The sequence below is a fragment of the Kitasatospora sp. NPDC114501 genome, assembly GCF_055633695.1.
The window spans coordinates 165,982-187,993 of sequence record NZ_JBVKDS010000016.1 but is presented as its reverse complement, the minus strand read 5'-3'; the positions used below and the strand labels follow the sequence as shown (position 1 = coordinate 187,993).

The window sequence follows — 22,012 nt, the reverse complement described above, 5'->3', positions numbered from 1 at the left end:
CCCACACCCCTTCCGCTGTACATCCTCTTTCCCGTACGTCCCCCAAGGAGCACCACCATGTCCACCACCGTCCACGGCATCGAGGAGATCAGGGCCCAGGCCGGCGCCGACCTCGGCCGCACCGCCTGGCGCGACATCGCCCAGCCCCGCGTCGACCTCTTCGCCGACGCCACCGACGACCACCAGTGGATCCACACCGACGTCGATCGGGCCAAGGGCGGCCCGTTCGGCGGCACCATCGCGCACGGCTACCTCACCCTCTCGCTGCTCATCCCGCTCTGGAGCGAGCTGCTGGTGGTCGAGGGCGTGTCGATGGCCGTCAACTACGGTCTGAACAAGGTCCGTTTCCCCGCCCCGGTGCCGGTCGGCGCGAGGATCCGCGCCCACGGCGCGATCGTCTCGGTCGAGGACGTCAAGGGCGGCGGCGTGGAGGTCGTGGTCGACCTCACCGTGGAGATCGACGGCTCCGCCAAGCCCGCGTGCGTGGCCCAGGTGGTCTACCGCTTCTACGCCTGAGCACGGGAACCCCGAAGGGGGCGGCCGCTCTTCGGAGCGGCCGCCCCCTTCGGGGTGTCGGCGTCAGACCACCGGCAGCCCGACGTAGTTCTCCGCGAGTGAGGCCGAGCCGGCCGGGGAGGAGGCCAGGTAGCGCAGGTGGGAGAGCCGGAGCCTGCGGTCGAACTCGCCCTCGCCCGGCGCCGGGTGGAGCAGCGTGGTCATGGTGTACGAGAAGTGCTCGGCCCGCCAGACCCGGCGCAGCGCCGTCTCCGAGTAGGCGTCCAGCAGCGATTCGTCCCGGTCGAGGGCCCAGCGGCCGATGGCCCGCGCGAGCAGGGTGACGTCCGCGACCGCGAGGTTGAGGCCCTTGGCGCCGGTGGGCGGGACGATGTGGGCGGCGTCGCCGGCCAGGAACAGCCGTCCGTGGCGCATGGGTTCGGCGACGAAGCTGCGCATCGGGGTGATGGACTTCTCGGTGACCGGGCCGCGGGCGAGGCGCCAGTCGGTGTCCACCGCGAAGCGGGTGTCCAGCTCGTCCCAGATCCGCTCGTCGGGCCAGTTCTCCACCGTGTCGTCCGGGTCGACCTGGAGGTAGAGCCGGCTGACCTCCGGGGAGCGCATGCTGTGCAGGGCGAAGCCGCGCTCGTGGTGGGCGTAGATCAGTTCGTCGCAGGACGGCGGGACGTCGGCCAGGATGCCCAGCCAGGAGAACGGGTACGTCCGCTCGCTGACGGTCAGCAGGCCCTCGGGCATCGAGTGGCGGCCGATGCCGTGGAAGCCGTCGCAGGCGACCACGAGGTCGCAGTCCAGGGTGTGTTCGGCGCCGTCGTGCCGGTAGCGGATGCTCGGCGCGGCGGTGTCGATGCCGTCCACCGACAGTGCCTCGGCCTCGAACAGTACGGTGCCGCCGGCCGCCTCGCGCAGCGCGATGAGGTCCTTGACCACCTCCGTCTGGGCGTAGACCGTCACGGACCGGCCGTCCGTGAGCGAGGGGAAGTCGATCCGGTGCGAGCGGCGGTCGAAGCGCAGCTCGATGCCGTGGTGCGGCAGGCCCTGACGGTCCATCCGCTCGCCGGCGCCGGAGGCGCGCAGCACGTCGACGGTGGCCTGTTCGAGGATGCCGGCGCGTTGGCGGCGCTCGACGTAGCCGCGGTCGCGCAGCTCCAGGACGACGTTGTCGACGCCCTGGGTGTGGAGCAGGTGGGAGAGCAGGAGTCCGGCCGGGCCGGCGCCGATGATGCCGACGCTGGAGCGCATGGGGTGTGCCTTCCGGTGGTTGGGGGCGGTGGTCAATGGTCGGAGGAACCGGCGTCCGTGAGGTCTGCGAGGTCCGCGAGGACGCGCTGGGCGGTGGCGAAGGCCGCGTTGGCGGCCGGCACCCCGCAGTAGACGGCGGTCTGCAGCAGCACCTCGCCGATCTCCTCGGGGGTGAGGCCGTTGCGGACGGCGGCGCGGACGTGCAGCGCCAGCTCCTCCAGGTGGCCGCGGGCGGTGAGGGCGGTGAGCGTGACGCAGCTGCGGGTGCGCCGGTCGAGGCCCGGGCGGGTCCAGATCTCGCCCCAGGCGTAGCGGGTGATGAAGTCCTGGAATCCGGCGGTGAAGCCGGTGGTCCCGGCGACGGCCCGGTCCACGTGGGCGTCGCCCAGCACCTGGCGGCGGACGGCGGTGCCCGCGCGGTGGCGGGACCGGTCGTCGTCGGGGGCGCCGAAGTGGCCCAGCAGGGCGGTGAGGACGGCCCGCGGCTGTTCGACGGGCGCGAGGTGGGCGGCGTCGGGGAGCTCCAGCAGCCCGGCGACGGGGATGCCGTCGGCGAGTTCCCGGGAGTGCGCGGGCGGGGTGGCCGGGTCGCGGCGGCCGCCGATCACCAGGGTCGGCGCGGTGATCCGGGGGAGTTCGGCGCGCAGGTCGTACCCGGCGAGCGCCTCGCAGCAGGCGGCGTAGCCGCCGCGGGCCGTCCGGCGGAGGTCCGCCACCAGCGCGGCGGCGGCCGGGGAGCCGGCGAAGGCGGGGGTGAACCAGCGGGCCAGCGCGGTCGCGGCCAGCGCCTCGGTGCCCTCGGCACGGACCAGCGCTGCGCGCTCGTGCCAGCCGCCGGCCGGGCCGAACCGGGCGGAGGAGCAGACCAGGGCGAGCGCGGTGACCCGCCCGGGGTGGTGAGCGGCCAGATGGGCGCCGATCGCGCCGCCGAGCGAGATGCCCGCGTAGCCGAAGCGCCGTACGCCGAGACGGTCGGCGAGGCCGAGCACGAGGCCGGCCAGGTCGGCGACGGTGGCGGTGCGGTGGGCGGGCAGCAGGTCCGCCGGGGTGCCGCCGTGCCCGGGCAGGTCGAAGCGGACCACCCGGTGGTGGCGGGCCAGCGCGGGCAGTTGGGCGTCCCAGACGGACATCGAGGTGCCGAGCGAGGGGCCGAGGATCAGCACCGGCGCGTCCGGCGGCCCGTCGATCCGGTGGTGCAGGCGTACGGTCACGAGGGGTTCTCCTGGGCGGGGGAAGCGGGCCGGCGCAGCAGCGCCCGGTCGACGAGCGGCCCGGCGGCGCCGAGGTACCGGGCGGGGTCGGTGAGGTCGTGCAGCCGGTCGGCGGTGGTCAGGCCGTACAGGGCGGGCTCGTTCGCGAGCACCTCGGCGAGGTCGGACTCCTCCTCGGCGGCTCGGCGGGCGGCCCGGCGCAGCAGGTGCCTGGCCGGGCCGCGGCCGATCAGCGCGGCGAGTTCGCCGACCAGGCGCTCGCCGGCCACCAGGCCGCGGGTGAGCAGGAGGTTGTCGCTCATCCGGTCCGGGAACACCCGCAGGCCCTCGCAGAGCCGGGCGGCCCGGGCGGCCGCTCCGCCGGCCAGCCGGAGCAGTTCGCGCAGCGGCTGCCACTCGGCGTGCCAGGCACCGGCCGGGCGCTCGTCCTCGGCGGCGAGCGCCCCGAGCAGGACGGCGGCGAGCGGCGGGGCCTGCCGGGCGGCCGCGGCGATCAGGGTGGCGCCCACCGGGTTGGCCTTGTGGGGCATCGCGGAGGAGCCGCCGCCCCGGCCCTCGGCGAGTTCGCCGATCTCGGTGCGGCTCAGGACCAGGACGTCGGCGGCGAGCTTGCCGAGCGCGCCCGTGGTGAAGGCCAGCGCGGTGGCCAGGTCGGCGATCGGGGTGCGCAGCACGTGCCAGGGCAACTCGGGCTCGGCCAGGCCGAGTTCGCGGGCGTACGCGGAGACCAGGGCGGCCCCGTCGGGGGCCTCGAAGGCCGCCAGGGTGCCGGCCGCGCCGCCGAGCTGGGCGGGCGGGCGGAGCGCGGCGAGCCGGTCGGCGGCGTCCAGGACGAGGGCGCGCCAGCCGGCCGCCTTGAGCCCGAAGGTGGTCGGGACGGCGTGCTGGGTGAGGGTGCGGCCGGCCATCGGGGACAGCCGGTGCTCGGCGGCGAGCCGGCCGAGCAGTTCGGCGGTCCGGTGCAGTTCGGCGGTGATCACCGGCAGGCAGCGGGCGGCGACCAGCATGGTGGCGGTGTCCAGGACGTCCTGGCTGGTCGCCCCGCGGTGGACGTACGGTGCCGCCTCGGCGGGGACGGCCCCGGTGAGGTCGGCGACCAGGGGGATCACCGGGTTGCCGCCCGCCCGGGCGCGCAGCGCGAGGCCGCGCAGGTCGAAGCGCTCGGCGCGGGCGGCGGCGGTCACGGCCGCGGCGGCCTCCACCGGGGCCTGCCCGAGGCCGGCCTGGGCCCTGGTCAGGGCGGCCTCGGCGTCCAGCAGCGCCTGGAGGAAGGCCCGGTCGCCGGTGGCGGCCTCGACCGCCGTACCGGCGCGGACGGGGGAGAGCAGGCCGAGGTCCGCGCCGTCCGGGGCGCCGTCCGGGGCGGTCTCGGCGGAGAAGCCGGCGGAGGACTCGGCGGGGGTCTCAGCGGAAGTCAAGGAACACCGTCTCCTCGGGGCCCTGCAACCGCACGTCGAAGCGGTACGTGCGCGGGGCGCCCTGGTGGGCGAGCAGGGCGCCCCGGCGCTCCGGGGCGAGCCCGGCGAGCAGCGGGTCGGCGTCGGCGGCGGGCCCGGGCAGGTAGATCCGGGTGTACAGGTGGTGCAGCAGCCCGCGCGCGAAGACGCACAGCGACAGGTACGGCACCCCGCCGGGCGGCAGGGTGCGTACGGCCCAGCGGCCGTCGGCGTCGGTGGCGACCCGGGCGAAGCCGGTGAAGGTCACCCCGTCGCGCCCGGCGAAGCCGCCGGTGGTCGGGTCGCGGCGCAGCGAGCCGGGGGCGCCGGTGCGGCTGCCGTCCGGGGCGGGCTGCCAGACTTCCAGCAGCGCGTCGGGGACCGGCGCGCCCGCGCCGTCGTACACGGTGCCGTGGACGGTCAGCGCCTCGGGGTGCCCGGCGGGCGCGGGCTCGGCGCCGCCGGGGAAGGGCAGCGCGTAGCCGTAGAAGGGGCCGACGGTCTGCGAGGGGGTCGGGGGCAGCGGGGGTCGTACGGGTGTCTGCGGCGAGGGCATCAGCGGCCTTCCTCGAACGGGGTGGCGCCGGGGCCGTCCAGGACGACGTCCCAGCGGTAGCCGAGCGACCACTCGGGCACGGACAGCTCGTGGTCGTAGTCGGCGACCAGGCGGGTGCGGGCGTCGGCGTCGGTGACGGACTGCAGGATCGGGTCGTACGGCAGCAGCGGGTCGCCCGGGAAGTAGAGCTGGGTGACCAGGCGCTGGGTGAACGCGCTGCCGAACAGCGAGAAGTGGATGTGGGCGGGGCGCCAGGCGTTGGTGTGGTTGCCCCACGGATAGGCGCCGGGCTTGACGGTGGTGAAGCGGTAGTGGCCCCGGTCGTCGGTCAGGCAGCGGCCGGTGCCGGTGAAGTTGGGGTCCAGCGGCGCCGGGTGCTGGTCGCGCTGGTGGGCGTAGCGGCCGGCCGCGTTGGCCTGCCAGATCTCCACCAGCTGCCCGGTGACGGGCCGTCCGGCGCGGTCGAGCACCCGGCCGGTGACGGTGATCCGCTCGCCGAGCGGCTCGCCGGTGTGCTGGCGGGTCAGGTCGTGGTCGAGGTCGGTGACGTCGGTGCGGCCGAAGGCGGGGCCGGAGAGCTCGACCGCCTCCGGGTCGTGGACCGGCACGAGCGGCTGCCGGGGGTGGCGCAGCGCGCTGCTGCGGTAGGGCGGGTAGTCGCGGTCGGGGTGGTGCCCGGTGGCGGGTCCGGCGGCGTGCGCGGCGATCTGGGCGGAGATCTCCTGCTGGGTGGGGGGCACGATGGCTCCTCTCGTGGGGCGATCAGCGGACGGGGACGGCCGGTCGGCGGCCGGCGGTCGAGGGCCGGCGGTCAGCGGTCGAGCACGAGCGCGAGCCCCTGGCCGACGCCGATGCACAGCGCCGCGACGCCCGTACCGCCGCCGGCGGCCTTCAGCTGGTGGGCGACCGTCCCGGCCAGCCGGGCCCCGGAGGCGCCGAGCGGGTGGCCGAGGGCGATGGCGCCGCCGCGCGGGTTGAGGAGGGCCGGGTCCAGCTCGGGCCACTCGGCGAGGCAGCCGAGCACCTGGGCGGCGAAGGCCTCGTTGAGCTCCAGGGTGGTGAGGTCGGCGAAGCCGCGGCCGGAGCGGGCCAGGGCCCGCCGGACGGCCTCGACCGGCCCGAGCCCGAAGTACTGCGGCTCGATCCCGGTGACGGCCGCCGCCCGGACCCGGGCCAGCGGCTCCCGGCCGAGCCGGCGCAGGCCCGCCTCGTCGGTCAGCAGCACGGCGGCGGCGCCGTCGTTGAGCGGCGAGGCGTTGCCCGCGGTGACGGTGCCCCGTTCGGTGCGGAAGGACGGTCGGAGCTTGGCCATCGCGGCCGGGGACGCGTCCGTACGCACGGACTCGTCCCGGTCGACCACCCGGTCCGGGCGGCCGGGGACGGTGACGGGCACGATCTCGGCGTCGAACAGGCCCTGTTCCCGGGCGACGGCGGCCTTGCGGTGGCTGGCGAGGGCGAACGCGTCCTGCTGCTCGCGGGTGATGCCGTGCTTCTCCGCGATCAGCTCGGCGGACTCCCCGAGCGGGACGGTCCACTCCGGCGCCATCCCCGGGTTGACCATCCGCCAGCCGAGCGTGGTCGAGTACAGCTCGGTGTGCCCGGCGGGGAAGGCGCGGTCGCTCTTGGGCAGCACGTAGGGCGCGCGGCTCATCGACTCCACGCCGCCGGCGATCACCGTCGAGGCGTCACCGAGGGCGATCGCCCGGGCCGCCTGGACGACGGCCTCCAGGCCGGAGGCGCAGAGCCGGTTGACGGTGACGCCTGGCACGGTGACCGGCAGCCCGGCCAGCAGGGCGGCCATCCGGCCGACGTTGCGGTTCTCCTCGCCGGCGCCGTTGGCGTTGCCGAGGTACACGTCGTCGATCGTGGCCGGGTCCAACCCGGGTGTCCGGGCCAGGAGTTCGCGGATCGTGAGGGCGGCGAGGTCGTCCGGGCGGACGGCCGACAGGGCGCCGCCGTAGCGGCCGACCGGGGTGCGGACGGCGTCGACCAGGTAGACGTCCCGGGTCATCGGGGCACTTCCACGCGCACCGGCGCGGCGGTCCGGGCGAGCAGCTCCCCGGTGCTCACGCCCGGCGCGGTCTCCACCAGGACGAGCCCCTCGGGCGTCACATCCAGCACGCCGAGGTCGGTGACGATCCGGTCCACGCAGCCGCGGCCGGTCAGCGGCAGGGTGCACTCGGGGACGATCTTCGGCGAGCCGTCCCTGGCGGTGTGCTCCATCAGCACGATCACCCGCCGGGCGCCGTGGACCAGGTCCATCGCCCCGCCCATGCCCTTGACCATCTTTCCGGGGATCATCCAGTTCGCCAGGTCCCCGGTGGCCGACACCTGCATGGCGCCGAGCACCGCCGCGTCGAGGTGGTCGCCGCGGATCATGCCGAAGGAGAGCGAGGAGTCGAAGGAGGACGCGCCCGGGAGCACGGTCACCGTCTCCTTGCCCGCGTTGATCAGGTCCGGGTCCACTTCCTGCTCGGTCGGGTACGGGCCCACCCCGAGCAGGCCGTTCTCCGAGTGCAGGACGACCTCCACGCCTGGCGGCAGGAAGCCCGGGATCCGGGTGGGCAGGCCGATCCCGAGGTTGACGTACCAGCCGTCGGCCAGCTCGCGGGCGGCCCGGGCCGCCATCTCGTCGCGGTTCCAACTCATGCGCTGCGCACCGTCCTTCGCTCGATGCCCTTGGCGGCGGCCTGATCCGGCGTCAGGGCGACGACGCGCTGGACGAAGACGCCGGGCAGGTGGACCGCGTCGGGGTCCAGCTCGCCGGGTTCGACCAGTTCCTCGACCTCGGCGACGGTCACCCGGCCGGCCATCGCGGCGAGCGGGTTGAAGTTGCGGGCGGCCCTGGCGAAGACCAGGTTGCCGTGCCGGTCGCCCCGGGCCGCGCGGACCAGCGCGAAGTCGGTGGTGATGCCGCGCTCCAGCACGTACTCGCGGCCGTCGTACGCGCGCACCTCCTTGGGCGGGGAGGCGACGGCGACGGCGCCGTCCGGGGCGTAGCGCCAGGGCAGGCCGCCCTCGGCGACCAGGGTGCCGACGCCCGCCGGGGTGAAGAACGCGGGGATGCCGCAGCCGCCCGCGCGCAGCCGCTCGGCGAGGGTGCCCTGCGGGGTGAGTTCCAGCTCCAGCTCGCCGCTGAGGTAGCGGCGGGCGAACTCCTTGTTGTCGCCGACGTACGAGCCGGTGACCCGGCTGATCCGGCCGGCGGCCAGCAGTACGCCGAGGCCGCCGCCGTCCACGCCGCAGTTGTTGGAGACCACGCTCAGGCCGGCGGAGCCGCGTGCGTACAGCGCCTGGACGAGCACGTTCGGGACGCCGCTGAGGCCGAAGCCCCCGACGGCGAGCGAGGCGCCGTCCCCGATGTCGGCGACGGCCTCCTCGGGTGAGGCCACCAGTTTGTCCATTCCTTGCCCCTGTTCGCCTGGTGAACTATCGTTCGGAATCTTGGGTGCGCAGAGTGTGCGTCCAGGCCTAATGCCTGTCAATGGGCGGACGAGGAGAATCCGTTGGAGCCCGAAGCCGACGCGGCGCCCACCGCCGCGCCCACCGCCGCGCCCGAGGAGTCCGTCGGCCCGCTGGAGCGCGGGCTCGCCCTGCTGCACGCCATGGCCGTCGATCCGGCCGCCCGCCAGCGCCCCGGCGACCTGGCCCGCGCCACCGGCCTCGCCCGCTCCACCGTCGACCGGATCGCCACCACGCTGGTCGGACTCGGATACCTGCGCTCCGACGGCCGGGACCTTGTCCTGGCCCCCCGGGCGGCCGGGTTCGGCGACGCCTACCTGGCCGGCAGCGGCCTGCCGGAGCGCCTCGGCCCGCTCGCCGTCGAACTCGCCGACCGCCTCGACGAGTCCGTGTCGATCGCCGTCCCCGACGGCGACGGCGCCCGCTTCGTCGTCCAGGCCACCCGCCGCCGCACCATGGCCGTCTCCTTCCGCATCGGCGACCTGCTGCCCGCCGAGCGCTGCGCCCCGGGGGCGCTGTTCGCCGCCGAGTGGGAGGACGGCCGGTGGGCCGGGTGGCCGGGGCACCGCGCGGACGAGGGCTTTGCGGTGCCGCCCTCGAACGCCCCGGACCCGGCCGCGTTCCGGGACCGGGCGCGCGGCGCCGGGGCGCGGGGCTGGTCGGTGGACGACCAGCTGATCGAGCCGGGGCTGGTCGCCGTCGCGGTTCCGGTGCGCGACGCCGAGGGGGCGACGGCCTGTGCGGTCAGCGTCGTCAGCCACACCAGCCGGCACACCGCCGCCTCGCTCGTCGACCACGCCCTGTCCCGGCTCCAGGACGCGGCACGGGAGATGGAGCGGCTTCTCGCGCTCCCGGCGCCGCCGCCCGCCGCACCGTCGGCCGTATCCGTGGCGGCGCCGTCGGGGCGGCGGCTCAAGGAGGAGCTCGGCTCGGGCTTCCTCCAGTCGCTGGCCCGCGGGCTGGACGTCCTGCTCGCTCTCGGCACCGCGCCCGGGAGCCACCCGCTCGCCGCCGTGGCCCGCGCCACCGGCCTGCCCCGCGCCACCGCCCGCCGGGCCCTGATCACCCTGCGGCACCTCGGGTACGTCGGCGCCGACGGCGAGCGGTTCCGCCTGCTGCCCCGCGTCCTCGGCCTCGGCTACGCGCGCCTGGCGGGCCGGTCCCTGGCCGAGATCGCCGAGCCGCACCTGATCGACCTGGTGCTCCGGGTCCACGAGTCCGCCTCCCTGGCCGTCCTCGACGGCCCGGACATCCGCTACGTCGCGCGCGTCCCCACCGCCCGGATCATGCGCCTCGACCTGGCCGTCGGCACCCGGCTGCCGGCCTGTCCGACGTCCATGGGGCGGGTGCTGCTCGGCGCCCTGCCCCCGGCCGAACTCGCCGCCGCCCTGGCGCAGGTGACGCCCACGCGGCTCACCGAGGCCACCGTGACGGACCCGGCCGACCTGGCCGCCGCCGTCGCCGAGGCCGCGCGGGACGGCTACGCGGTGGTCGACCAGGAACTGGAGGAAGGGCTGCGCTCGGTCGCCGTCCCCGTCCACGACGGCCGGGGCCGGGTGGTCGCCGCCGTCAACGTCGCCCTGCACGCGGGACGGGGCACCGTGGAGGAGGCCCGGGAGGCCCTGCTGCCGCCGCTGCGCGAGACGGCCCGCGCGATCACCGCCGACCTCGCCCTGACCGGCCGCTGGACGGGGTAGCGGCCGGCCTGAGGGCGGCGGTAGGCCTGAGGGCGGCGGTGGTCGGGCTGGGAGCGCCGAGGGGGCCGCTGGAGGCGCGGACCTCCAGGCGGGTCGGGACTACGGCGCCGGTCGGCTCCCGGCTGCCGCTCTCCAGGGCGGCCATCAGCAGCTCGATGCCCTTCTCGGCGACGAGCGCGGGCTGGAGGCTGAGCGTGCTGACGGGCGGGTGGGTGTGGGCGGCGGAGCTGTCCTCGCTCGCGCAGACCAGCAGCAGGTCGTCGGGGACGCCGACCCCCGCGCGCCGGATCGCGTCCAGGACGAGCGGCGGGCTGGCCTCGGCGAGGACGAAGAGGGCGTCGGGGCGGGGGCCGGGGCCGTCCAGCAGCCGTTCGACGGCGCCGACCACCGGGCCGTCGCCGGGCCCGTCGGTGGTCACGAGCCGGGGCGCCGAGCCGTGCTCGCCGCACCACCGCCGGTAGGTGTCCGTGACGGCGGTGTGGAAGCGGGTCGGCGTGCCGGGCAGGACGACGGCGGTCCGCCGCGCGCCCTGGTCCCGCAGGTGGTCGAGCACCTCACGGACCGCGCCGTCGGCGTCCACGTCCACCCAGTGGGTGCCGGGGCGGCCCTCGACGGAGCGGTCGGTGAACAGCGGGATGCGGGCCGCGACGAAGTCCTCGACGAGCGGGTCGTCGTCGAGCGGGTCGGCGACGATGGCGGCGTCGAGCGGCAGATCGGACCACTCGTCCGGTCCGCAGCGGGCAGGTAGCAGAACGAGGGCGTAGCCGCGCTGGAGGGCCGCGGTGGCGGTGGCGCTGGTGAGTTGGGCGAAGTAGGGGGAGGCCATGTACGACCCGGGGTCGCGGGCGTACTCGCCGACGGCGTAGCCGATCAGCCGGGCGTGGCCGGCCCGCAGCAGCCGGGCGGTGGCGTTGGGCCGGTAGCCCAGGCGTCGGGCGGCGTCCCGGGCGCGCTCCCGCACGGTGTCGGACATCCGGCCGGTGCCGTTGAGCGCGGCGGAGACGGTGGTCTTGGACAGGCCGGCCTCGCGGGCCACGTCGACCAGGCGGATCCGGGGGGTGGCGGCCGGGTCGCCGCGGCGCGGGGTGTCGGTCATGCGCCGATGGTGCCAGTCCGGACGGGTGTTCGTCAGTAGCGGCGGCAGCCCTCGCACGAGCCGGCGGGGCGGTGGCCGCGACCTCTGGAGAATCGTTCCCGCAAAGGCTTGTAGGAAGGGCTTGTGCGGGAACGTTCCCGCATCAATACTCCACTGCAACTCCCAGCCCCCACGACTCAGAAAGGGGTGGGCTTCGCCGTGCGCCCTCTTCCGCGCCGCCCCGCATCCACCACCCTGCTCGCCGGAGCACTCCTCATCGCGATGACCGCGACCGCCTGCTCCGGAGCCACCGCCAAGCACGCCGGCAACGCCGACGGCACCTCCGGCTACCAGGTCACAGCGCTCACCCCGCCGGCCAAGGGCCCGATCCCGTCGTTCAGTTGGTCGCTCTACGCGGAGCCGCAGTCGCTCGACTACGCGCTCGCCTACGACTACCCGCCGAACACCGTGCTGGCCAACGTCTGCGAACAACTCTTCCGGGTCACTCCGGACTTGAGGATCGAACCGGCCCTCGCCCTGAAGTCCGCCAACCCGGACCCGCTGACCTGGGTGTACACCCTGCGCGAGGGCGTGAAGTTCCACGACGGCGCCACGATGACCGCGGACGACGTGGTCGCCTCGCTGAACCGGCAGATGGACCCGGCCACCGGCTCCTCCTGGGCCAGCGCGTTCAAGAACGTCGCCTCGGTCACCGCGTCCGGCCCGCTGGAAGTCACCATCAGGCTAACCAAGCCCGACGTCCTGCTCGACGAACTGCTCGCCGCCTCGCCCGGCACCATCGAGAGCGCCGCCTACCTCGCCAGGGCCGGCAAGGACTACGGCAGTCCCCAGGGCGGGATCGACTGCACCGGCCCGTACGCGGTCGACGCCTGGGCCCAGGGCGAGCACATCACCCTGAGGAAGAACCCGGACTACTGGGACGACTCCCTCGCCCCGAAGGCCGACAGGGTGAAGTTCGTGTTCATCGCGGACGCCGCCGCCCGCGCCAACGGCTGGCTCTCCAGTGCCGTGGACGGCGGCTACATGGTGCCGTCCAGCTCGCTGACGCAGCTCCAGGGCTCCTCCCAGGGCAAGGTCCACTTCGGCCCCAACACCGCCGCCGCCGACCTCGCCGTGCTCGACCTCCAGGGAACCCTGGGTGATCTGAAGGTCCGTCAGGCGCTCTCCATGGCACTGGACCGCGACGGCATCATCAAGTCCGCCGCCGGAGGCATCGGCGTCCCCGCCAAGGCCCCCGCCGCGCAAGGGGCCTGGGCCCTGGTGCCGGAGCGCACGGCCGGCTACTACGCCGCCCTGCCCGCCCCGGTCCACGACGTGGACGGTGCCCGCAAGCTCGTCCAGGAGGCGGGCGCGAGCGGCCGGAAGGTGGTGATGGCGACCAGCTCGCTCTCCCCCGAGATCAGCGTGGTCGGCAACGCCGTCCAGGCCGCCGGCCGGCAGATCGGCCTGGACGTCGAACTCCGGCCGGTCTCCCCGGACGCCTACTCGGCGCTGTTCACCGACCCCGCCGCCCGGGCCGGCCTCGACCTCGTCGTCACCAACGGCTACGACAACACCCCGGACCCGCTGGAGTTCTACCAGTCCCTGCACACCGGTGACTTCGGCAACTACGCCAACTGGTCGAACCCCGAGTTCGACGCGCTCTACGACCAGGCCGTCGCCGCCACCGACCCCGCCGCCCGCGCGGACCTCACCGCCCGGCTCCAGCAGATCGCCGTCCGCGAACTGCCCTCCATCCCGCTGTACGAGGCGCCCTTCTCCGTCTTCCTCGGCAGCAGGGTGACCGGCGCCCCCGCCGGCATCGCCCAGCTCTACTATCCGTGGGCCGCGACGATCGGCGCCGCCCGCTGATGGCCAGATACCTGCTCGGCCGGCTCCTCGGGCTGGCGGCGGTGCTGCTGGTGACCTCCTTCCTGGTCTTCAGTGCCGTGCACCTCGCCCCCGGGGACCCGGTGTCCTTCCTGCTCAAGGGCCATCCGGCCACCCCGGAGGCCCGGGCCGCGATCGCCGCCCAGTACCACCTGGACCAGCCCTTCCTCGTCCAGTACCTGGACTGGCTCGGGGACGTGCTGCACGGCGACTTCGGCCGCTCGGTGCAGTTCCGCCAGGACGTCGGCCCGCTGATCGGCTCCCGGCTGCCCGGCACCGCGCTGCTGATCGGGTACGCGGCCGTCCTGGTCTGCGTCGGCGGCGTGCTGACCGGCGTCCTGGCGGCGCTGCGCCCCGGCCTCGTCGACCGGGTGGTGCTGATCGGCACCGGCGTGGCCACCGCCACCCCGCCGTTCGTCACCGCGATCGGCCTGGTCTCGCTGTTCGCCGTCCAGCTCGGCTGGTTCCCCGGACCGGGCTCCACCGGCACCGGACTCGGCGGCCGGCTGCACCAGCTGACGCTGCCCGCCGTCGCCCTCGCCGTCACCCTCGCCGGGCTGCTGGCCCGGGTGACCCGCTCGGCGATGCTGGACGAACTCGCCCGCGAGCACGTGGAAGTGGCCCGCTCGCGCGGTGTCCCCGAGCGCGTGGTGGTCCGCCGGCACGTGCTGCGGGGCGCCCTCGGCCCGATCGTCACCGTCGGCGGGACGACGCTGGTCGGGCTGCTGGTCAGCACCTCGATCGTGGAGACGGCGTTCAACGTGACCGGCGTCGGCCAACTGCTGGTGCAGTCCGTGACGGCCAAGGACTTCCCGGTCGTCCAGGCCGTCACCCTGCTGACCGTCCTCGGCTTCGTCCTGGTCAACCTGGCCGTGGACCTGCTCGTCCCGCTGATCGACCCGCGGGTGTCCCCGGCCCGGGGAGGTGCCGCATGACCGCCGCCACGCTCACCGAACCGGGCCGCCGCCCGCTGCTGCGCCGACTCCGACTGCTGGGCAACGGACCGCTGTTCACCGTCGGCGTGCTGCTGCTCGGCGCGCTCGTCCTGGTCGCCGCACTGGCGCCGCTGATCGCCCCGTACCACCCGGAGGCGCTGGACCTGCAGTCCTCGCTGCTCGGCAGCAGCGCCGACCACCTGCTCGGCACCGACCAGTCCGGGCGGGACGTGCTCTCCCGGCTGCTGTACGGCGCGCGCACCGGACTGCTGGGCCCGCTGCTGGTGGTCGGCCTCTCCACGCTGCTCGGCCTGCTGCTCGGTACGGTGGCCGGCTGGCGCGGCGGCTGGGTGGACGCCCTGCTGTCCCGGGCGCTGGACCTGGTCTTCTCCGTCCCCGGGCTGCTGGTGGCGATCATGTTCGTGGCCGTCAGCGGGCCGGGCCTGACCGCCCCCGTGATCGCCATGGCCGTCGCCTACACCCCGTACGTGGGCCGCCTGGTGCGCGGCCTCGCCCGGCAGGAGAAGGCCCGGCCGTACCTGGAGTCCTACCGGGTGCAGGGCTGGTCCGGGTGGACGATCTGCACCCGGCACCTGCTGCCCAACATCGCCCCGACCGTGCTCGCGCAGTCGGCGATCAACTTCGGGTACGCCCTGATGGACCTCGCGGCGCTCTCCTTCCTCGGCTTCGGCGTGCAGCCGCCGACCGCCGACTGGGGCGCGATGATCAACGACGGCGGGTCGGCGCTCCAACAGGGCGCCATGCTGCCGGCGCTCGCGCCCTCGGTGTGCATCGTGCTGGCCGTGGTGGCCTTCGGCATCGTCGGCGAGGGCATCGCCGACCGGCTCGCGCGACGGGAGCGCTGAGATGAGGAGTGCTGGGAAGAGGAGCGCTGACATGACGAGCGCCGACAGGAGGAGTGCCGGCACGACGGGTGCGGATCCGGAGGACGCCGGGACGTCCCCGCCGCTTCTGGAGATCGACCGGCTGAGCGTGCGACTGCCCGCCGGCCGGGCCGCCCGGCCCATCCTGGACGGCGTCTCGCTGAGCGTCGCGCCGGGGGAGACGGTCGGCCTGGTCGGCGAGTCCGGCTCCGGCAAGTCGGTCGCCTGCCGCAGCGTCCTCGGACTGCTGCCCGAAGGCGCCCGCACCGAGGGGCGGGTCCGGGTCCGCGGACACGACGTGCTCGCCCTGGACCGCGCCGGACTGCGCGAACTGCGGGCCCGTCGCGTGGCCATGGTGTTCCAGGACCCGCGCGCCGCCGTCAACCCGCTGCACCGGATCGGGGACTTCCTCACCGAGGGCCTGCGCGCCTTCGGCGTCCCCGTCGACCGGGCCACCGCCCGGGCGGCCGAACTCCTCGACGCCGTCGGCATCCCGGACCCGCGCGCCGCGATGCGCCGCCACCCGCACGAGTTCTCCGGCGGCATGCTCCAGCGGGTGGTCATCGCGGCCGCGCTCGCGGGCGAGCCCGAACTGCTGATCGCCGACGAACCCACCACCGCCCTGGACGTCACCACCCAGGCCGAGGTGATCGCCGTCCTCACCCGGCTCCAGGCCGAGCGCGGCACCGGACTGCTCTTCGTCACCCACGACCTGGAACTCGCGGCCGCCGTCTGCGACCGGATCCACGTCATGTACGCCGGGCGGATCGTCGAGACCCGGGCGACCGAGGACCTGTTCGCGCACCCGCGCCACCCGTACACCGCCGGGCTGCTCGCCTGCACCCCGCGGATCGACCCGGACGCCCCGCCGCCCAGGCCCGTCCCCGGCCGGCCGCTCTCGCTCGCCGAGGCGCCGCCCGGCTGCGCGTTCGCCGCGCGCTGCGCCTTCGCCGAACCGCGCTGCTCGGCCGAACCGCCCGCGCTCCGCCCGTACGGCGACGGTCTCGCCGCCTGCCTGCGGGCCGACGAAGGGATCCTGCCGTGAGCGACTCGACCGGCCTGGTGGTCAAGGGCCTCCGCAAGGGTTTCGGCGGCCGCACGGTGGTGGACGGGGTCTCCTTCGTCCTCCCGCCGGGCGGCTCGCTCGGGATCGTCGGGGAGTCCGGGTGCGGCAAGACCACCACCGCCCGGATGCTCGTCGGGCTGGAGCGGCCCGACGGGGGGACCGTCCACCTGGACGGCGTGGACCGCTCGGCGCGGCCCCGGGGTCGCGCCGAGCGGCTGGCCCGGGCCCGGGGCGTCCAACTGGTCTTCCAGGACCCGTACCTGTCGCTCGACCCGCGGATCCCGGTCGGCGGCTGTGTCGAGGAGGTGCTGCGGCTGCACCTCGCGCTCGACCCGGCCGGCCGCCGCCACCGGGTCGCCGAACTCCTCGACCAGGTCGGCCTCGGCCGGCGCGAGGCCGCCGCGCTGCCCCGCCACCTCTCCGGTGGACAGCGCCAACGCGTCGCCATCGCCAGGGCGCTGGCCGCCGAGCCGAAGGTGCTGATCCTGGACGAGGCGGTGGCCGCGCTCGACGTCTCGATCCAGGCGCAGATCCTGGACCTGCTCGCCGGGATCCGCCGGGAGTCCGGGATCGCCTTCCTGTTCGTCAGCCACGACCTCGCGGTGGTGCGGCACCTGACCGACGAGGTGGCGGTCCTGCGGAACGGGCGGGTGGTCGAGACCGGGCCGACCGTCCGGGTGCTCACCGAGCCCGAACACCCCTACACCCGGCTGCTGCTGGACTCCGTCCCCCGGCGCGGATGGGACCCGGGCCGGATCGCCGAGGGCCGCCGGGCCCTGGCCCGGGGCGCCTGAGGCGCGGGGACCCAGGGCCGCCGGGCCCCTTCGGACCGCCGGGCCCCTTCAGTGGGGGGAGGGGCCCGGCACCCCGGGGTGCGTTCGGGCGGGCCGACCGGTCAGTCGGTCGGCCGCGGCGGCAGGGCCGCCCCCGCCGTGGACAGCCCCCGGTACAGCCGGTCCAGGTACCGGCGCAGCTGCTCGGTCATGTCCACCGACTCCGGGTCGAGCACCCACTGCAGCTGCAGCCCGTCCATGACCGCCAGCAGCTGCCGCGCCTCGGACGCGCAGTCGGTGTCGGGGCGCAGCTCGCCGCTGTCCACCCCCCGCCGCAGCGACTGCGCGGCATCGGTGACCAGGGTGCGGTAGCGGCGGGTGAAGAAGGCGTGCGCCGGGTGGTCCGGATCCCCGGACTCGCCGACCAGGGCGTTGAACATCCGGGTGCGGCCAGGCCGGCGGCTGTTGTAGGCGGTCAGGCCGAGCAGCCGGTGGAACCACTCGGCGACGGTCGCGCACTCCTCCGCGAAGAACCGCTCGGTGTCGTGCTCGTCGCTGGCCTCCAGGACCGACACCAACAGGGCCTCCTTGGTACGGAAGTGGTGCAGCAGACCGCCCTGGGTGATGCCGACGTCCTTGGCGATCCGGGCGAGCGAGGTGGCGTGGAAGCCCCACTGCGCGAAGTGCTCGACGGCGGTGTCCAGGATGCGCGAGCGCCGCTCGTCGCCCACCGCGTACGTGCCGCGTGCCGAACCCCTGCCCGTACCGCGGGTCGCCGACCCGTCCTTGACGTCCATGACTGTCACCCTAGCCACTGGACCGCGTACTCACGTCCGCTGTGACCTGGGTCACAGAGTGAAAACCTACTACCTGCTCGGTTTTCATGGTTCGCTGTGTGCGCACCCCGGGCCGGCGCCCTGAGCCGCCCGGTCGGCCGGCCCCCACCCGCGCCGCCGACCGGAGCCGAGCCGCGCCGTCCCCCGGGCCCCCTCCCCAGACTTCCCGACCCACGGGACCGTGGCCACCCAGGAGGCCGGTCATGACCACCACCGACACCGCCGTCGGCAGTACGAGAGCAGCGGACCCCCTGCCCCCGCCCCCCGGGGGCGGCCGCCGGCTCGGCCGGCTGCTGCCGGTGCTCACCCTCGGCAACGCCGCGATGTACCTGGTCTACCTGGGCATCGGGCAGGTCCTGCTGCCCGCCCAGATCGAACTGCTCGACCCGGACGGCAAGGTCGGCAGCCTCGGCCTGGTCTCCGGCGTCGCCGCCGTGTTCGCCACGCTCTTCAACCCGCTGGCCGGCCTGCTCTCCGACCGTTCCCGCCGCCGCAACCCGTGGATCCTCGGCGGCGGCCTTGCCGCCTTCGGGGCCCTCGCCCTGCTCGGACAGGTGCGCACGATCCTGCTGGTCACCATCGCCTGGTGCCTGGTCCAGGCCGCGATGAACGTCTACCAGTCCGCACTCACCGCGGTCGTCCCCGACCGCGTCCCGGCCGACCGCCGCGGCCTCGCCTCCGCGATGGTCGGCATCGGCACCCCGATCGGCTCGGTCGTCGGCGTCACCCTGGCCACCCGCTACGTCCCGGACTCCATCGGCACCGGCTACCTGGTGATCGGCGCGGTGCTCGCGCTGACGGCCGTGCTGTTCACCGTGCTGGTCCGCGAGCAGAAGTCGCCGCCGGTGGAAGCCGTGCCGCTGCGCCGCCAACTCGCCGCCTTCGCCGCGACGCTGCGGGTCGCGGACTTCCGCTGGGCCTTCATCGGCCGGTTCCTGATGATGCTCGGCTTCTTCGCGGTCTCGCTGTTCCAGTTCTACGTCCTGCAGGACCACATCGCCCTGCCCGACGGCCTGGACGCGGCCGGCGCCCAGGCGGTGCTGGCGCCCGTCGACGCCGTCGCGACCCTGGCCGCCACCGCCCTCGGCGGCTGGCTCTCCGACCGGATCGGGCGGCGCAAGCCGTTCGTCGCGGTCTCCTGCGTCCTGGCCGCCGTCACCATGGCCGTCCCCGTGGTGATGCCCGACTGGACCGGCATCCTGCTGTTCACCGTGCTCGCCGGGATCGCCTTCGGCTGCTTCATGGCCGTGGACACCGCGCTGGTCACGCTGGTGCTGCCGAGCGCCTCCGACGCCGCCCGCGACCTCGGCGTGCTGAACATCGCCAACGCCGGACCGCAGATCATCGCCCCCTTCGTGGCCTCGCTGGTGGTCGGCGCGGCCGGCTACGACGCCCTCTACCTGGTCGGGGCGCTGATCATCCTCGGCGGGGCGCTCGCGGTGGCCCCGATCAAGACCGTCCGCTGAAGCCCCGTCCGCTGAAGCCCCGTCCGCTGAAGCCCCGTTTACTGCATCCCGCCCCGGAAAGACCCTGGAGACCCCGCCCGTGCGCACCACCGCCCCCGCCCACCGCCTGGACGCCCACCCGTACCAGGACCCGTCCCGGCCCGTCGACGAGCGGGTCGCCGACCTGCTGGCCCGGATGACCCTGGAGGAGAAGGCCGGCCTGCTCTTCCACACCGTGATCCCGATGCACCAGGACGGCCGCCCGGTCGAGGCGGCGGACGGCGACGACCTGGACTTCCCCGCCGACACCACCGGACTGATCCGCGACCAGGGACTGAACCACTTCAACCTGGTCGGCACCGCCGGCCCCCGGCAACTCGCCGAGTGGCACAACGCCGTACAGGAGATCGCCGCCGGCACCCGGCTCGGCATCCCGGTCACCGTCTCCACCGACCCCCGGCACTCCTTCACCCTCACCGTCGGCGCCTCCATCCAGGCCGGCGCCTTCTCCGCGTGGCCCGAGGCGATCGGCCTCGCCGCCGTCCGCGACCCCGAACTGGTCCACCGCTTCGCCGACATCGCCCGCCAGGAGTACCTGGCCGTCGGCCTGCGGGTCGCCCTGCACCCGCAGATCGACCTCGCCACCGAGCCCCGCTGGTCCCGCCAGACGGGCACCTTCGGCGCCGACGCCGCGCTCACCTCCGAGCTCGTCCAGGCCTACATCCGGGGCTTCCAGGGGGAGCGCCTCGGCCCGGACAGCGTGGCCACGATGGTCAAGCACTTCCCCGGCGGCGGCCCGCAGAAGGACGGCGAGGACCCGCACTTCCCGCACGGCAAGGAACAGGTCTACCCCGGCGGCCTGCGCGACCTGCACCTCGCGCCGTTCCGCGCCGCGATCGCGGCCGGCGCCGCGCAGATGATGCCGTACTACGGCCAGCCGATCGGCACCGACTGGGAGGAGGTCGGCTTCGGCTTCAACCGGGGCGTGGTCACCGGCCTGCTCCGCGAGCAGCTGGGCTTCACCGGCATCGTCTGCACCGACTGGGGGCTGCTGACCGACGACGAGATCTTCGGCGAGCCGCACCAGGCCCGGGCGTGGGGCGTCGAGCACCTCACCGTCGCCGAGCGCGCGGCCAAGGCGCTGGACGCGGGCGTCGACCAGTTCGGCGGCGAGGAGTGCCCCGAGGTGCTCGTCGGCCTGGTCCGCTCCGGCCGGATCGCCGAGGAGCGGATCGACCGCTCCGTCCGGCGCCTGCTGCGCGAGAAGTTCGTCCTCGGGCTCTTCGACGACCGGCGCTACGTCGACCCGGACGCCGCCGAGCAGACTGTCGGCCGGCGCGAGTTCCGCGCCGCCGGCGCCGCCGCCCAGCGCCGCTCGCTCACCGTCCTGGTCAACCGCGACCGCACCCTGCCGGTCACCCGCACCGGCCCCCGGCTCTACACCGAGGGCCTGGACCGCGCGACCGTCTCCCGCTACGGCCGCCTGGCCGCCACCCCGGCCGAGGCCGACCTCGCCGTGCTGCGGCTGTTCACCCCGTACGAGTACCGGGAGAACCGCTTCGAGTCGATGTTCCACTCGGGCCGCCTCGACTTCCCCGAGGCCGAGTCGGCCGCGATCCTGCGGGTGCTCGACACCGTCCCCACCGTCGTACTGATCAACCTCGAACGGCCCGCCGTCATCCCGGAGATCGCCGAGCGCGCCGCCGCCGTGGTCGCCGACTACGGCGCGAGCGACGAGGCGATGCTCGACGTCGTCTTCGGCCGGGCCCACGCCGAAGGGCGGCTGCCCTTCGAACTGCCGCGCTCGATGGCCGCCGTCGAGGCCTCCCGCCCGGACGTCCCGCACGACACCGCCGACCCGGTCTTCCCGTACGGCGCCGGCCTCGACCTGGGGCTGCCCGCCCCGGAAGGACAGGACGCATGAGACCCGTGGCCCGAAGACTCCTCGCCGTCACCGCCGCCGCGGCCGTGCTGGCCGGCGGCGTCACCGCCTCGGCCGCCGAGCCCGCCGCGTCGGCGGCCCGCCCGCTGGCCGGTCTGCGCGTGCTGCTCACCAACGACGACTCGATGCGGGCCGCCAAGGCCTCGAACTCCGACGGCCTCGGCCTGTACGAGCTGCGCCGCGCGCTCTGCGCGGCCGGGGCCGACGTCGTGGTGATGGCGCCCTGGCAGGTGCAGTCCGGCAGGGGCACCGCCGTCAGCAACAGTGGCACCCTCACCCTGAGCCACCGCACCGACCTCCCGGACGGCTACCGGGACGACTGCGCGGGGGCACCCTCCGGCGCCCCGGTCTACGGGGTCTGCCTCGCCGCGGGCCCCTGTGCCCCGGACAGCCCGAGCGCCACCCCGGCCGACACCGTGAAGCTCGCCCTGCGGGCCGGCCTCGCCGCCAGGGCGGGCTGGACGGACGGCCCCGACCTGGTGGTCACCGGCATCAACTCCGGCCCCAACGTGAGCGCCCAGGTCAACGACTCCGGCACGGTCGGCGCCGCCCTGGCCGCCGTGGAGGAGGGCGTCCCGGCCGTCGCCCTCTCCTCGGCGGGCGACGACAGCGGCGCCTACTTCCCGGCCGCCGACTACCGGGCCACCGCCGACTTCGCCGCCCGACTGCTGGCCGGGCTGCGCACCCGGGGCCTGTTCACCACCCGCTTCGCGCTCAAGGTCGACTACCCGGACATCACCGGCGGCCGCCCCGCCGGGGCCGCCCGCTGGACCACCGTCGGCCACGGCCGCGAGGTCTGGCACGCCTACGAGCCCGCCGGCGCCGACGGCTTCGCCGTGACCCTCGGCTTCTGCGAGCACCGTCCCGCCGACGCCTGCACCGAGACCGACCCCGACGCCGACGCGCTCGCCCTGCTGCGGGACGGCCGGATCTCCGTCACCCCGGTCACCCCCGACCGGACCTACGGCGCCCGCACGGCCGACCCCCGGGAGCTGAACCGGCTCCGGCACTACATCGACCACGAGGCGCCGCGCCCGTGAACCGCACAG

Annotated in this window: 20 protein-coding genes; 10 read left to right on the top strand and 10 right to left on the bottom strand. The window is 75.2% G+C overall.

Annotated elements, in window-relative coordinates:
* Positions 1-57: 57 nt before the first annotated feature.
* Positions 58-516, top strand: a complete 459-nt coding sequence (locus ACZ7RU_RS28285) for a MaoC family dehydratase (RefSeq protein ID WP_470343790.1) — start codon at positions 58-60, stop codon at positions 514-516.
* A 63-nt stretch (positions 517-579) separates the two neighbouring features.
* Here the strand turns inward: ACZ7RU_RS28285 and ACZ7RU_RS28280 are convergent, their stop codons facing one another.
* From ACZ7RU_RS28280 to ACZ7RU_RS28245, 8 genes are all read right to left on the bottom strand, one after another.
* Positions 580-1,755: a 4-hydroxybenzoate 3-monooxygenase gene (locus tag ACZ7RU_RS28280; protein WP_470343789.1), complete on the bottom strand. Its 1,176-nt coding sequence runs from the start codon at positions 1,753-1,755 to the stop codon at positions 580-582.
* Positions 1,756-1,787: 32 nt separating this feature from the next.
* Positions 1,788-2,966, bottom strand: a complete 1,179-nt coding sequence (gene pcaDC / locus ACZ7RU_RS28275) for a bifunctional 3-oxoadipate enol-lactonase/4-carboxymuconolactone decarboxylase PcaDC (RefSeq protein ID WP_470343788.1) — start codon at positions 2,964-2,966, stop codon at positions 1,788-1,790.
* Positions 2,963-4,294 (bottom strand): 3-carboxy-cis,cis-muconate cycloisomerase, encoded by a 1,332-nt coding sequence (gene pcaB / locus ACZ7RU_RS28270; RefSeq protein WP_470343846.1) that lies wholly within the window; start codon positions 4,292-4,294, stop codon positions 2,963-2,965. Before pcaB ends, pcaDC begins: the two co-directional genes overlap by 4 nt.
* A gap of 76 nt (positions 4,295-4,370) precedes the next feature.
* Positions 4,371-4,958, bottom strand: a complete 588-nt coding sequence (gene pcaG / locus ACZ7RU_RS28265) for a protocatechuate 3,4-dioxygenase subunit alpha (protein ID WP_470343787.1) — start codon at positions 4,956-4,958, stop codon at positions 4,371-4,373.
* Positions 4,958-5,698, bottom strand: coding sequence for a protocatechuate 3,4-dioxygenase subunit beta (pcaH, locus tag ACZ7RU_RS28260; protein ID WP_470343786.1), 741 nt, complete (start codon positions 5,696-5,698; stop codon positions 4,958-4,960). The genes pcaG and pcaH overlap by 1 nt, the downstream gene beginning before the upstream one ends.
* A gap of 71 nt (positions 5,699-5,769) precedes the next feature.
* The gene (locus tag ACZ7RU_RS28255) at positions 5,770-6,969 is read right to left on the bottom strand and encodes a thiolase family protein (protein ID WP_470343785.1); all 1,200 of its coding nucleotides are present in this window, start codon (positions 6,967-6,969) and stop codon (positions 5,770-5,772) included.
* Entirely contained in the window at positions 6,966-7,607 is a 642-nt protein-coding gene (locus ACZ7RU_RS28250; protein ID WP_470343784.1) for a CoA transferase subunit B, read from the bottom strand. Before ACZ7RU_RS28250 ends, ACZ7RU_RS28255 begins: the two co-directional genes overlap by 4 nt.
* The gene (locus ACZ7RU_RS28245; protein ID WP_470343783.1) at positions 7,604-8,362 is read right to left on the bottom strand and encodes a CoA transferase subunit A; all 759 of its coding nucleotides are present in this window, start codon (positions 8,360-8,362) and stop codon (positions 7,604-7,606) included. The genes ACZ7RU_RS28250 and ACZ7RU_RS28245 overlap by 4 nt, the downstream gene beginning before the upstream one ends.
* 102 nt (positions 8,363-8,464) lie before the next feature.
* On the opposite strand from ACZ7RU_RS28245, the gene ACZ7RU_RS28240 reads away from it, so the two are divergent.
* Positions 8,465-10,117: an IclR family transcriptional regulator domain-containing protein gene (locus ACZ7RU_RS28240; protein WP_470343782.1), complete on the top strand. Its 1,653-nt coding sequence runs from the start codon at positions 8,465-8,467 to the stop codon at positions 10,115-10,117.
* Here the strand turns inward: ACZ7RU_RS28240 and ACZ7RU_RS28235 are convergent.
* A complete protein-coding gene (locus ACZ7RU_RS28235; protein WP_470343781.1) occupies positions 10,077-11,213 on the bottom strand; it encodes a LacI family DNA-binding transcriptional regulator in 1,137 nt (378 codons plus the stop codon). The two genes, ACZ7RU_RS28240 and ACZ7RU_RS28235, sit on opposite strands and share 41 nt — an antisense overlap.
* Before the next feature lie 198 nt (positions 11,214-11,411).
* Between ACZ7RU_RS28235 and ACZ7RU_RS28230 the strand changes: the two genes are divergently transcribed.
* From ACZ7RU_RS28230 to ACZ7RU_RS28210, 5 genes are read left to right on the top strand one after another with little or no spacing between them, the layout of a single operon-like run.
* Positions 11,412-13,064 carry an ABC transporter substrate-binding protein gene (locus ACZ7RU_RS28230; protein ID WP_470343780.1) on the top strand — a complete coding sequence of 551 codons (1,653 nt, stop codon included), beginning with the start codon at positions 11,412-11,414 and terminating at the stop codon, positions 13,062-13,064.
* Positions 13,064-14,017 carry an ABC transporter permease gene (locus ACZ7RU_RS28225; RefSeq protein ID WP_470343845.1) on the top strand — a complete coding sequence of 318 codons (954 nt, stop codon included), beginning with the start codon at positions 13,064-13,066 and terminating at the stop codon, positions 14,015-14,017. The genes ACZ7RU_RS28230 and ACZ7RU_RS28225 overlap by 1 nt, the downstream gene beginning before the upstream one ends.
* Complete coding sequence (locus ACZ7RU_RS28220) at positions 14,014-14,883, top strand: ABC transporter permease (protein ID WP_470343779.1); 870 nt, start codon at positions 14,014-14,016, stop codon at positions 14,881-14,883. The genes ACZ7RU_RS28225 and ACZ7RU_RS28220 overlap by 4 nt, the downstream gene beginning before the upstream one ends.
* Before the next feature lie 31 nt (positions 14,884-14,914).
* On the top strand, positions 14,915-15,946 hold the full coding sequence (locus ACZ7RU_RS28215; protein WP_470343778.1) for an ABC transporter ATP-binding protein: 1,032 nt from the start codon (positions 14,915-14,917) through the stop codon (positions 15,944-15,946).
* On the top strand, positions 15,943-16,761 hold the full coding sequence (locus tag ACZ7RU_RS28210; protein ID WP_470343777.1) for an ABC transporter ATP-binding protein: 819 nt from the start codon (positions 15,943-15,945) through the stop codon (positions 16,759-16,761). The genes ACZ7RU_RS28215 and ACZ7RU_RS28210 overlap by 4 nt, the downstream gene beginning before the upstream one ends.
* 101 nt (positions 16,762-16,862) lie before the next feature.
* On the opposite strand, the gene ACZ7RU_RS28205 is transcribed toward ACZ7RU_RS28210, so the two are convergent.
* Positions 16,863-17,537: a TetR/AcrR family transcriptional regulator gene (locus ACZ7RU_RS28205; protein WP_470343776.1), complete on the bottom strand. Its 675-nt coding sequence runs from the start codon at positions 17,535-17,537 to the stop codon at positions 16,863-16,865.
* Positions 17,538-17,779: 242 nt separating this feature from the next.
* Here ACZ7RU_RS28205 and ACZ7RU_RS28200 point away from each other — a divergent pair, with 242 nt between their 5' ends.
* From ACZ7RU_RS28200 to surE, 3 genes are all read left to right on the top strand, one after another.
* Complete coding sequence (locus ACZ7RU_RS28200) at positions 17,780-19,042, top strand: MFS transporter (protein ID WP_470343775.1); 1,263 nt, start codon at positions 17,780-17,782, stop codon at positions 19,040-19,042.
* Positions 19,043-19,121: 79 nt separating this feature from the next.
* Positions 19,122-20,945: a glycoside hydrolase family 3 protein gene (locus tag ACZ7RU_RS28195; protein WP_470343774.1), complete on the top strand. Its 1,824-nt coding sequence runs from the start codon at positions 19,122-19,124 to the stop codon at positions 20,943-20,945.
* On the top strand, positions 20,942-22,003 hold the full coding sequence (gene surE, locus ACZ7RU_RS28190; RefSeq protein ID WP_470343773.1) for a 5'/3'-nucleotidase SurE: 1,062 nt from the start codon (positions 20,942-20,944) through the stop codon (positions 22,001-22,003). The genes ACZ7RU_RS28195 and surE overlap by 4 nt, the downstream gene beginning before the upstream one ends.
* The last annotated feature ends 9 nt before the right edge of the window (positions 22,004-22,012 follow it).

Bases quoted from the DNA above. Each gene is read 5' to 3' on its own strand.
- ACZ7RU_RS28250 (WP_470343784.1), bottom strand. From the start codon at position 7,607: ATGAGTTGGAACCGCGACGAGATGGCGGCCCGGGCCGCCCGCGAGCTG.
- ACZ7RU_RS28280 (WP_470343789.1), bottom strand. From the start codon at position 1,755: ATGCGCTCCAGCGTCGGCATCATCGGCGCCGGCCCGGCCGGACTCCTG.
- ACZ7RU_RS28235 (WP_470343781.1), bottom strand. From the start codon at position 11,213: ATGACCGACACCCCGCGCCGCGGCGACCCGGCCGCCACCCCCCGGATC.
- ACZ7RU_RS28200 (WP_470343775.1), top strand. From the start codon at position 17,780: ATGACCACCACCGACACCGCCGTCGGCAGTACGAGAGCAGCGGACCCC.
- ACZ7RU_RS28285 (WP_470343790.1), top strand. From the start codon at position 58: ATGTCCACCACCGTCCACGGCATCGAGGAGATCAGGGCCCAGGCCGGC.
- ACZ7RU_RS28220 (WP_470343779.1), top strand. From the start codon at position 14,014: ATGACCGCCGCCACGCTCACCGAACCGGGCCGCCGCCCGCTGCTGCGC.
- ACZ7RU_RS28255 (WP_470343785.1), bottom strand. From the start codon at position 6,969: ATGACCCGGGACGTCTACCTGGTCGACGCCGTCCGCACCCCGGTCGGC.
- surE (WP_470343773.1), top strand. From the start codon at position 20,942: ATGAGACCCGTGGCCCGAAGACTCCTCGCCGTCACCGCCGCCGCGGCC.
- ACZ7RU_RS28205 (WP_470343776.1), bottom strand. From the start codon at position 17,537: ATGGACGTCAAGGACGGGTCGGCGACCCGCGGTACGGGCAGGGGTTCG.
- ACZ7RU_RS28225 (WP_470343845.1), top strand. From the start codon at position 13,064: ATGGCCAGATACCTGCTCGGCCGGCTCCTCGGGCTGGCGGCGGTGCTG.
- ACZ7RU_RS28245 (WP_470343783.1), bottom strand. From the start codon at position 8,362: ATGGACAAACTGGTGGCCTCACCCGAGGAGGCCGTCGCCGACATCGGG.
- pcaG (WP_470343787.1), bottom strand. From the start codon at position 4,958: ATGCCCTCGCCGCAGACACCCGTACGACCCCCGCTGCCCCCGACCCCC.
- ACZ7RU_RS28215 (WP_470343778.1), top strand. From the start codon at position 14,915: ATGACGAGCGCCGACAGGAGGAGTGCCGGCACGACGGGTGCGGATCCG.